This window comes from Magnetococcales bacterium (genome assembly GCA_015231925.1).
GTDB lineage: Bacteria > Pseudomonadota > Magnetococcia > Magnetococcales > JADGAQ01 > JADGAQ01.
The window spans coordinates 1-11,062 of sequence record JADGAQ010000140.1 but is presented as its reverse complement, the minus strand read 5'-3'; the positions used below and the strand labels follow the sequence as shown (position 1 = coordinate 11,062).

Below are 11,062 nucleotides of genomic sequence, written 5' to 3'. Positions count from 1 at the left end.
TGGTACCAGCCGTCGGGAGCCGGGCTCTCCGGCAAGGCCCGGCAGTGCAGGCCTTCCAGCCGCACCAGCGGGCGGCCGTCGGCCTCGCACAGCTCGATATCGCCGTAAACCTCCCCCTCCTCCCCGGCGGTGCGCCGCACCCGGGCCAGCAGCGGTTCCGTCCCACCCCGCCAGGTTCCCACCCGATGCACGGCTTGAATCGCCACCGGAACCAGGGTGCGTCCGTCGGCAACCATCAGGGCGAAAAGGCCGTGCAAGGCCGCATCCAGCAGGCAGGGATGAACGGCGTATTCCGAGGCGAACTCCCCGATCGCCGCCGTCGGAACGATCTCCGCCAGCAACTCCCCCTCTCCGATCGACAACGCCCGGATGAGGCGGAAATCCGCACCGTAGTCCAGCCCGTCCGAAGCCAGCCGGCTGTAGTAACGGGCCGGGTCGAGGCTTGAACGGCAGCGGGATCGCACGGCATCGAGATCGACGGCGGAGAGCCCGGCGGCGGGTTCCAGCTCCGCTTCGGCGTGCAACGGCCACTCCGAATCGTCGGAATCCCCGGCATAACTGTAGAGTTTCAGGTGCCGACCCGTGGTATCGAGGCTGCACACCAGGCGGCGCGGCGCACCCTCCACGGCCAGAAAATCGTTGAAGCGCAGATGGCGCAGCAGACATTTTTCACCGGGATGGCCCTCTTCCCACACCTCCAGGGCGGCAGCCACGAAGGCGGCAGCGGGAAATACGGCCCGTCCCGCCACCCGATGCTGTCTCAGCCAGGGGAAAAACCCGGTGGACAGCTCCACCTGCCAGGCGGGGCCGGGCATGGGCAGACGTTCTCTCAGGAACAGGCGGCCCTCCCGACCCAGACGGTCTTCCCGGGAACGACGCGACTCGCGCCAGCAGGGAATGCGTTGCCAGGGATAGTTCGGCAGCCGGGCGAAGCGCCCTTCCGGGGCCTGTTCCGCCACCAGGCGGGACCAGTCGAGCGACACTCCGGCGGCGTACAACGCCGCCAACGCGGTTTGCAGGGCGGTCACCTCGTCCTGCTGACGATGCAGGGTGGGGAGCGCCAGACCGTCAACCCGCCGGCAATGCTCCTTCAGGCCGGATTGAAGCACCGGATGGGGGCCGATTTCCAGAAAGGTGTCGAATCCCTCGCGGGAGGCCGTCTGCAGCGCCTCCCAGAAGCGTACCGGCTCTCGGGCGTTGGCCCACCAGTAAGCGGCTCCCGGCGGTTCGTCACAACGGGACGCCGTCACGGTGGAAAACCAGGGTTGATCGGCAACACGCGCATTCAAACCGGTCAGGGAGCGGAGGAACGGTTCCCGGATCGCCTCCATGGCCGGGCTGTGATAGGCGATCTCCACCGCCAGCAGGCGGTTGAACACCTCGTGGCGCTCCAGCTCTGCGGCGAGACGGCGCAGGACCGGCCGGGGACCGGCCAGGGTGAGGGAACGGGGCGCGTTGAGGGCGGCCACGCTGATCTCCGGGTAGTCCCTCATCAGGGTATCGGCTGCCGCCGGATTCAACTCCACCGCCAGCAAGCCGCCGCCGGTTCCGGCCAGGGTCTGTTGCCAACGGCTGCGTTGCCAGACCACCTCCACCGCCTGTTCCAGGCTCAAGGCTCCGCCGGCCCAGGCGGCGGCGACTTCGCCCACGCTGTGGCCCAGCACGGCCCCCGCCTTCACGCCCCAATGGCGCAACAGTGTGGTCAGCGCCACCTGCAAGGCCAGATTGGCGGGTTGCGCCACCCCGGTTTCGCCGATGCGACTGCTTGCGGCATCGCCCATGGCCTGCCGGATCGACCAGCCGGCGCGGGCCTGGAAAAGCGCATCCACCGCCTCGAAGCTCTCCCGGAAGAGGGGGTAACGGGCCGCCAGTTCCCGCCCCATGCCCCACCACTGGGGGCCCATGCCGCTGTAGACCAGAACGAGACCTCCGGCGGCAAAGCCCGGTTGCGCCGCCGCCGACGCCGCCTCTTCCAGGCGGCGACACAACGATTCGGCACTATCCCCGACCACGGCCAGGCGGTGCGGGTGATGGGTACGCCGCAAGGCGGCGGTATGGACCAGATCCCCGAGTCGGACCTCGCCGCGACGCAACACGCCGGCGTATCGCCCGGCCAGCTCCCGTAACGCCGAAGCATCCGCCGCGGACAGGGGCAGCAGGAAGGGCGGCGTCGGGGCCGGACCCGTCCGGGCCGGTGGCGCGGGCCACTCCTGCAGCACACAATGGGCGTTGGTGCCGCCGTAACCGAAGGCGTTGACCGCCGCCAGGCGGGGGTGAGCGCCGACGGGCAGGGGCTCGGCGCGGCTGACCACCCGCAACCCGGAGGCCGCCCAATCGAAATCGGGGGTGGGTTCCCCCTGCCGGGGCATGGGGGGCACCACCCCTTTGCGCAGCACCAGCAGGGCCTTGATCAGCCCGACCACCCCGGCTGCCGCCTCCAGATGCCCCAGATTGGCCTTGACCGCTCCCAGCAGGCAGGGTGCGGAGGCGGGTCGCTTCACCCCGAAGACCCGGCTCAAGGCGGACAGCTCCGCCGCATCGCCGGCCCGGGTACCGGTGCCGTGGGCCTCCACGAAGGCCACCTGCCCCGGATCCAGCCCCGCCTTGCGGTAGACCGCTTCCATCAGGGCCACCTGGGCCTCGGGGTTCGGCAGGGTGATGCCGGGGGTGCGTCCGTCCTGATTGACCCCGCTGGCCCGGATCACCGCCTGAATGGCGTCGCCGTCGGCGAGGGCCGCCTGCAACGGCTTGAGCAGCACCACCGCCGCCCCCTCGCCACGGGCATAACCGGAGGCCTGGGCCGAAAAGGTGGCGCAGCGCCCCTCCGGGGAGAGGAAACCCCCTTTGCTCATGGCCACGAAGTATTCCGGAACCAGCATGCAGTTGACCCCGCCCACCAGGGCCAGGGTGCAATCCCCCGCAGCCAGGGATTGACAGGCCAGGTGAATCGCCACCAGGGAGGAGGAGCAGGCGGTATCCAGGGCCAGACTGGGGCCCCGGAGGTCCAGGCAGAAGGAGAGGCGATTGGCCAGCATGGTCATGGTCATGCCGGCGGCGGTGTGGGAGTCGATCAACTCCCGGTTGTAGACCCCCATCATGAGGCGTTTCATGTCCAGACAGAAACCGCCCATGAAGACCCCGGTGGCCGTTCCCTTGAGTCGGCGCGGATCGACCCCGGCATCCTCCAGGGCCTCCCAGGCGGTCTCCAGCAGCAGCCGTTGCTGCGGATCGAGGCTTTCCGCCTCCCGAGGCGAGATGCCGAAGGGCAGCGGGTCGAAGCTCCCCGGATCCTGCTGCAGAAAGCCGCCGCGGGCCACACGGGTTTTGCCGGGGGAGGCCGGATCCGCGTCCCGGAAGCGCCGCGCCTGCCATCGCGAGGCGGGCACCTCCTGCAAGGCCTCGCGCCCGTCCAGCAGCAATTGCCAGAAGCTTTCCGCATCCTCCACCCCGCCGGGGAGGCGGCAACCCACACCGAGGATGGCCACGGGTGCGGCGATCACGGGGAGAGGCCCTTTCGCTCCGCATCCTGTTCCACCCGCTGCAAAAAGGCGCGCCGGAACGAGAGGGGCGGGTCCGCCAGCCCGGCGGGCAGGGCCAGCGACAGATAGCGCCCCTCCTCCTCCATGGCCAGGCGATGCGTCACGAACTCCTGCAGTATCCCCTCCACCCGCCGGGTCTCCGGGAAGGATTGCGCCAGTCGTTTGCGCACCAGGCCGACGGTGGCCGGTTCATCGATGGCGCGAAAAGCCGCCGCTTCCATCGCGTCCAGGGTCCAGGTGCGATGCCGGTCGAAACGGGTATCCTCCAGGGTCAGGCCCGCATTGTCCTCCCCTTCCTCGAAACTGAACCGTGGCAACCGGGGACGCTGTTTCCAGATATCCACCCACTGCCAAACGCGCCGGGTCAAGGCCTCGTGGGAGCCTTCCGGCAGGACATCCTTCCAGTCGGCGTCGAAATAGTAGGCCACCTTGGAGAGATCGACCCGGTCGGGGGGAAAGATGCTGCGATACCAGGCATGAGGACGCTGGTTGGTGGTGTAACGTTCCGTTTCGAAAAAGTAGGGGCTGAAGCGGTGCAGTTCCATGGGGCGCGGCCCGCCGAAAGGGGGCCAGAAATGGACCAGCGAGGGCACCTGATCGACCATGCGGGCATAATCCTCCTGCCGCTCGCCGGGAATGCGCATCAGCAGGCTCCAACTGGGGAGAATGCCGTATTCCCGGAAGAGTTTCAGGGTCAGAACACTCATCAATCCCGTGGCGCCCTTCTGCAGACAACGCAACAGATGGCTGGAGAGGCTCTCGATGCCGGGCACCGCGATACGCACCCCCGCTGCGGCCAGACGGCGCACCCGCTCGCGGGTGAGGTTGGGTTTCACCTCCACATAGAGGCTCAGACCCCGGGAACAGGGATCTTCCGCCAGTCGGGGCAGGAAGGTGTCGTAATAGTCGTGGGGCAGAATATTGTCCGTGGCCATGAAGTGTTCCACGGGGGAGGTGCGGCGCAGGTGTCGCACCAGCTCCAGGGCCACCTCCGGACTCTTGGCCCGAAAGCTCATGCCTTCGGCGTTGAAGCCGCAGAAGGTGCAATGGCGCTTCTCCCCCCACCAGCAGCCTCGGGAGGTTTCGTAGGGCACATGGATGCGCACCCGGGTTTCGGGATTTTCCAGCAGGCCGTGGGCGGCGAGGCTTTGGAAGTAGTCGCTGTAATCGGGGGGAGGCAGGGTATCCAGAAAGGCGGCGGAAACGGGACGGTGGGGTTGATCCCGGTGCAGCCCCCCCTGGGCGTCGCGCCAGATCACGCCTTGCAACCCTTCGGGAGGGCGTCCTTCGCTGAACGCCTTGAACAGCGGCACGATCACGTCGTCGGCCTCGCCGACGGAGACGGCGTCGATCCACGGCATGACCCGCAGTATCTCCTCGCCCATCTCGCCGTGAAAGGAGGCTCCGCCGAAGGCGACGGGCCGGTCGGGCAAGGCCTCCTTGAGACGCCGGGCCAGGGCGGCGGAGGCCATGGTCTGATAAAACAGGCAACTGAAACCGAAGGCCTTGACCCCGTCGATGGCCTTCAGTTGCTCCACGCAGCGCTCCAGATAGCGGGGCACCAGGCGATCCCGCACCTCCAGCAGAAACCCTTTGGGATCGGGATGCCGCAGACAATCCAGCTCCAGGGCGCAGTTGGCGAAGAACGCCTCATCGGTGGGCCCGCCGCAGCGACTGGGCGGTTCATCCCACACCCAGGGGGCGAAGAGCCACTCCCCGAGCTGGGCGTTGATGCCGCGCTGCTTGCAGATGATCTCGTAGCTTCCCAGCCCGATTTCGCGCATGAAGTCGACGTTGCACGGCACCACCCGGCAGGGCAGTCCCGCTTGTTGCAATTGTGCCTTGAACTGCCCGAGGGCCGGGGAAGGCATCAGGGTGGAGGTGAAGGGCATGACGGGGAAGAGGATCACGGGGCAGGTCTCGGGCAAGGGGGAATCTTTTTAATATTTTTCCTTTAAAGTATCAAAAAAAGAAAATGCTCTATCCTTTGACGTTTAGACTTGGGATAGTTAAATAACAAGATTAGTAAACAGATCGAACATTTTTTACTTTCTAAAAGATAAAATATTAAAAGTCAAAGGATCCCTCCTCTTCACCCCCGAACCGACCCAGACGGTGGCTGGCCCCCAGAACTTCGGGACCGGTGACCAGCTCGGCAAGATCGATCTCCTCCCGCCGCACCAGACCCCTCTTTTCTGCCCGCAGCACGATGCGCTCCACGAAGTTGAACTTCCAGCTCGGACAGGGCAGCGAACCCGTCTCACCACGGGTCTTTTCCGGGTGAACGAACTTGTAGGCGCAAAAACCGGTGCAGATCGGCAGGATCTTGCAGGAGCGACAGACCGGATTGGCGAAGGGACTCCACTCCAGCCAGCGCCGGAACAAGGGATCCTCCTCCAGCTTCTCGGGCTGGAAGATGGTGCCCACCTTCAGGGCAGGATCGTGCATGGTATCCCAGCATTTATGCAACGCCCCGTCGGGGGCCAGCAACAACCCGTTGCGACGAATGGCCTGACAATTGCCCAAAAACAGCGCCGGTTTGGGCAGACCGCACAAGCCCCGCTCCACGGCGTAACGGTAAAGCTCGGCCTCCAGACGACCGTAGGCCTGTTTGCCCAGGTCCACCTGGGAACAGGCGTGGCAAGGCTCGGTAATGGCCTCGACCGGGGCGAAATAGACCCTGAAATGGCCGCGACGGCCAAATCCCCGTGCGGCCAGGTCATCCAGCAGCTCCCGCACCTGATCCTTGTTGCGGGCGTCGATATTGACCCGGACACTCACCTGGATCGGCAGGTTGTCGATCACCTCCCGCAGATTGGTGACGATGCGCTCGTAGGTGGGCCGACCGCCGGAGAGTGGACGGCGCAGGTCATGATACATGGCCGGCCCGTCGAAAGTCACCTGAGCCGAAGTGACGCGCAGTTGATACAGCTCCTCCGCCGTGGCCCGGTCGAAATGCCAGCCGTTGGTGACGATGAAGGCGCTGTAGCGCACCCGCGCCTTATTGCACAGGATCAACATGCGCCGCGACAGGGAGCGGATCACCGGCAGAGCCATCAGCGGCTCGCCGCCGTACCAGGTGATGTTGAGTTCCTTGAGGGTGGCCAGTTTCGGGGCCAGAAAACGGATGAAAGCCTCCTGAACCTCGGGGCTCATCTTCCGGTTGGGCTTGTCCAAGCCCTGGAAACAGTAGTCGCAAGAGAAGTTGCAGGCCGAGGTGGGGGCAATGGTCAGGGTCAGACTCGCCGGGTCGAAGCGAACCTCCCGGTACCGATGTTCGAAGGCCTCAAGCTGGAGAGCGGGGGTCTCCTCCACCAGATAACCCGCTTCGGCAAAATCACCCAGGCGTGGGTCCGACAGCAGCAGTTCACCCTTTTCCGCCCGGGCGTAGAGATCGCCGTCCGCGGCGGTCCAGACGGCGAAGGCGCCGCTCAGGGTGTTGTAGGCCAGGCACCGCCCCTCCTTGAGGGGGATGCGAACGTTGAAAATGGAGGGATGGGCCGTGGTTTCGGGTTGGCGGGAGGGAGCTGCCGATCCTCCCCCCCCTCCCGCCACGGCGTTTTCTTCAGCGATGCCCCGGAGAATGGTGGCGCGGACGATATCGCCATCCGTTGGCAGAAGGCTCATGGACAACCTTTCGAGGTGGGGTGAACGATCGGACAGCGGGAAACAACCCCGTCACCCTCAAATGCCGGGAACGACCGGAATGACGTTGACGCCGCAGGGGCCGCAATCGACCCCCGAACTCAAATCGACCCCGCAAGCGTTGCCGGCGCAGGCCCCGGAGCCCCCGGCCACACCGCAAGCCGCTCCGGCGCAGGCATCCGCGCCACAGGCATTGGCGCCGCAGGCATCCCCCGCGCAGGCCGCAACCCCGCATCGGGCCCCGCCGCAGGCCCCGCCGGCTCCCGCCGCCGCGCCGCAGGCGTCACTGCCGCAGGCTTGGCCCTTTCCGGCCTGAGAGCCGCAACTCTTCTTGTCCTTGTCCTTGGGCTTGCCCTTGTCATGATGGTTGCCGCAGCTTTTGCCACCCGCCACGGCTTCGAGTTGATCGTCGCTCAACTCCACATCCATGGCTTCCTCTGCGCTTTGCCAGGAGTCGAGCTGTTCCTGGGAGAGCAGTTGGGAATCCTCCAAAGCCACGAAGCGCAACACCGCCCGGTAGGTTTCGTAGTCCATGCTCACCGAGGTGGCCTCGGGATCGTCGCTGAGGCCGGGAACGACCTCCACCTGATCGTTGGCCACACGGATGGTATATTCCCCGATCTCCTTCACCTCGAAATCGAGTACCGCCTCCCAATCCGGGGCCTGGCTGGGGGCGTAACACATCGGCAGCAGCTTCAGGAAGGTGAAATCGACCTTCTCCTTCGCCGTAAGCCCCTCCGGACGGGTTATCGAAATCTCCCGCATCTCCTTGAACAGCGTCACCACCTTGGCGGGATCCAGGGGAAAAGCCCTTTCGAAATAGCGCAGATCCTCCAGCTTGCTGGTCTTGATGCGCCCCGCCATATAGGCGTTCTCCGGGCTCATCAAACGAACATTATCGGTGTAAGGCTTGTCGACAAATTCCATGATGGCCTCGTTTCCTGTGGCAAACAGCCAGGGATCGTGCAGAAGGGCTGACAAATGGGGGTGGTTGGCTTTGGCACGGATCAAGCTTATATTTACAGAAGGCGAATCTGTCAAGCGCGATAGCGTGCTTCCCGACCGACTGCCCATTCGGGTGAGGCCCGGCTACCCGGCGGATACCCGGCGGAAACACTCCTGTCGAACCTGGCGAAAGGATAGCCATTTAATGAAAAAAGTATTATACATTCTCGGCCTGCTCGACGATCGCGACATCGACTGGATGATCAGTACCGGCGACCGGCGGGTGTTCCAACCCGGCGAGACCCTGCTGCGGGAAAAGGTCAAGAACCCCAGCATTTTCATCATCATCTCCGGCAAGGTGGCGGTTTCGGTGGGTAAGCGGTTTCTGGCGGAAATCGGTCTGGGAGAGGTGCTGGGCGAGATCGGCCTGCTCGACTCCCGTCCCCCTTCGGCCACCATCACCGCCGTGGATACCACCGTGGTTCTGGCCATCGACTTCGACGACATTCGCGCCAAACTGGCTTCCGATGTCGGCTTCGCCGCCCGCATCTATCAGGCCCTGGGCATTTTTCTGGCCCAGCGGCTGCGCCGCGCCACCCTGCAACTGATCGTCGGCGAATCCAAAACCGTGGAGGAGGATCCCCAGGATCCCGACGAAATCGATCCCGACACCCTGGAACAGATCAGCCTGGCCGGCAACCGGTTCCGCATCATCATGGACAAGCTGAAGGATATTTAGATCGCCATGCCTCCTTTTATCCTTCATCCGGGCTTACGCCGACCGGGATTGTTCGGAACGATCACCCTGCTGGTCCTTTCCGGGCTGTGCCAGGCCGAACCCGGCCAGACCCCGGAACTGTCGGAACAGACCCGGAGCATCGAACCGCTGGATCTGAACGGCATCTCCGCCCAGCCGCCACGGGCCCTGGATCCGGAGGCTCCCTTCGCCTTGCGGGATCCGGCGAAGGCCATGGAGACGGTGAAACTCTCCCTGGAAGAGGTGCGGCAGGCGGTACTGGAAAACCAGCTGGAGGTGCGCGTCGAACGTTTGCCCCCGGCCATGGCCCGCGAGGCGCTGAAAGAGGAGGAGGCGCGTTTCGACCTGGTCTTCTCCGGCTCCCTGAGCCAGAGCAAGACGGAAAGCATCTACAACGAAAAATCGAAATACAAAACCGTCACCCTGGGCACGACCATCCCCTTGCGCAGCGGCGGCAGCATCACGGTTTCCGTGCCCAGCGTGCGTTACGACGGCACCCCGGATTTTCACACCTCGCAGGTCACCACGACTTTCAGCAAACCGCTGTTGCGGGATGGCGGCCTGCTGGTCAACACCGCCGGCATTCGCAGTGCGGAGCTGTCGGCTCAAAAGGCCGACGCCCAGGCCAAATTGATGCTGACCAACTACCTGGCCAACGCGGACCGTGCCTATTGGCGTCATTGGGCCGCCACGCGGGAGATCGACGTGCGCCATGAGCAGTATCAACTGGCGGTCAAACAAAAACAGGACGCCGAGGAGATGCTCAAAGCCGGCCTGGTGGCTCGGGTGGAAATCGTGCGCTCGGACTCGGGCATCGCCCGGCGGGTGGAAGACATCATCGTGGCCGAAACCAACCGGCGACTGCTGGAACGCGAACTCAAACGCATCATGAACAGCGCCGAACTGGCCATGAACGGCAACAAGGCGCTGCTGCCCTCGGTGGAGCCAGAACTGACGCAACTCTTCGTCGACCCGGAGAAGGTTCTCTCCCACGCCATCCAAAACCGCATGGAACTCCTGGAAGCGCAACTGCAGGTGGCCATCGATTCGTTGAGCAATGAGGTCGCCCGGCATCAACTGCTGCCGCTCTTCTCCTTCGAATTCAGCCACAGCAACAAGTCGTGGAGCAACGCTTCCCTGGGCAGCTCGCTGGATCATCTGAGCAACAACCGTTATCCCGACTGGAGCGGCGGCTTCTCTCTGGAGTGGCCCCTGGGCAACCATGCGGCGGAGGCCCGACTGCGTCGCAGCGCCCTGCAACGCGCCGGCAGCATGGAGTCACTGGATCTGCGGCGGCGTCTCATCGAAAAAGAGGTACGCGACACCGTGGACCAGTTGGAACAGAACTGGTTGCGCATTCTGGCCGCCCGCAACGAAACCCGCATGGCCGAAGCCATCTATCAGGCGGAATTGGAGCAGTTCAAACGCAACCAGAACACCTCCACCCAGGTGCTGGACGCCGCGCAGTTCCTGGGCAACGCCAAACTGCGGGAGATCAGCGCCAGCGCCGACTACCAGATTTCCAAGGTGGAACTGGCCTTCGCCACCGGCTCCATTCTGGGCTTGACCCGTGTGGCCATCCAACCGGTTTTTCACCACGCGCCACCCTGAAAGAGCCGGACCCGCCAAGCCTCCCGACTCATCCCGGCATCCGGGCGAGACCTGTCCGCTCGTCCGGACCGGTCCGTGGCGGAACCTCTTGATGATCTCGCCAATAATGCCGAAGACGTGTTACACTGTAGTCACAAAGTGCATGCCGGCAGCCTTTGCGATTGGGAATGTTTTACCAATTCGTCAGTGACCTTGAGTGTGTTTTGACTACTCTGCAGAGTATACCTCATGAATGCGAACCCGCAACACGTTATCATAAAATTTTACGCCATACTTTTGCCCGTCATTGTATTAATACTTTCACTCTGCCTAATGCTTTATATTCACTTTCGCAACGAATCGATGAATTTTCAAGTAACGACGATCAATCAGTTTCACATGGCCTCGGCGAATTATTACGAGCGCATCGATGACGAAATACAGAAAATTCGCGCCCATCATAATGAAGAACACTTGAGAGATATCGCCCCCGGCGAAGTTTCCGCCGAACCGAACCATTACATCAACCATATGCAGGATCTCTTCGGCCTGTTCGCCCAACTCGATACCCTCTGGGAAAAATTCG

The 11,062-nt window shown here is 63.9% G+C and carries 7 protein-coding genes; 3 read left to right on the top strand and 4 right to left on the bottom strand.

Annotated elements, in window-relative coordinates:
- The 4 genes from HQL56_14165 to HQL56_14150 form a co-directional block, all read right to left on the bottom strand.
- On the bottom strand, positions 1-3,500 hold a 3,500-nt coding region (locus tag HQL56_14165), incomplete at its 3' end, for a type I polyketide synthase (GenBank protein MBF0310664.1).
- Positions 3,497-5,467 (bottom strand): RiPP maturation radical SAM C-methyltransferase, encoded by a 1,971-nt coding sequence (locus tag HQL56_14160; protein ID MBF0310663.1) that lies wholly within the window; start codon positions 5,465-5,467, stop codon positions 3,497-3,499. The genes HQL56_14160 and HQL56_14165, both read right to left, overlap by 4 nt.
- 139 nt (positions 5,468-5,606) lie before the next feature.
- Positions 5,607-7,166, bottom strand: a complete 1,560-nt coding sequence (locus tag HQL56_14155) for an SPASM domain-containing protein (protein MBF0310662.1) — start codon at positions 7,164-7,166, stop codon at positions 5,607-5,609.
- Positions 7,167-7,223: 57 nt separating this feature from the next.
- Complete coding sequence (locus HQL56_14150) at positions 7,224-8,111, bottom strand: hypothetical protein (GenBank protein ID MBF0310661.1); 888 nt, start codon at positions 8,109-8,111, stop codon at positions 7,224-7,226.
- Positions 8,112-8,334: 223 nt separating this feature from the next.
- Here HQL56_14150 and HQL56_14145 point away from each other — a divergent pair, with 223 nt between their 5' ends.
- The 3 genes from HQL56_14145 to HQL56_14135 all read left to right on the top strand — a co-directional run.
- Positions 8,335-8,868, top strand: a complete 534-nt coding sequence (locus HQL56_14145) for a cyclic nucleotide-binding domain-containing protein (GenBank protein MBF0310660.1) — start codon at positions 8,335-8,337, stop codon at positions 8,866-8,868.
- Between the two features lie 6 nt (positions 8,869-8,874).
- Complete coding sequence (locus HQL56_14140; protein ID MBF0310659.1) at positions 8,875-10,497, top strand: TolC family protein; 1,623 nt, start codon at positions 8,875-8,877, stop codon at positions 10,495-10,497.
- A gap of 342 nt (positions 10,498-10,839) precedes the next feature.
- The coding region (locus HQL56_14135; protein ID MBF0310658.1) for a hypothetical protein at positions 10,840-11,062 on the top strand (223 nt) is incomplete at its 3' end.

Coding starts and splice junctions, on each gene's coding strand:
- HQL56_14155 (MBF0310662.1), bottom strand. CDS start 7,166: ATGAGCCTTCTGCCAACGGATGGCGATATCGTCCGCGCCACCATTCTC.
- HQL56_14150 (MBF0310661.1), bottom strand. CDS start 8,111: ATGGAATTTGTCGACAAGCCTTACACCGATAATGTTCGTTTGATGAGC.
- HQL56_14145 (MBF0310660.1), top strand. CDS start 8,335: ATGAAAAAAGTATTATACATTCTCGGCCTGCTCGACGATCGCGACATC.
- HQL56_14140 (MBF0310659.1), top strand. CDS start 8,875: ATGCCTCCTTTTATCCTTCATCCGGGCTTACGCCGACCGGGATTGTTC.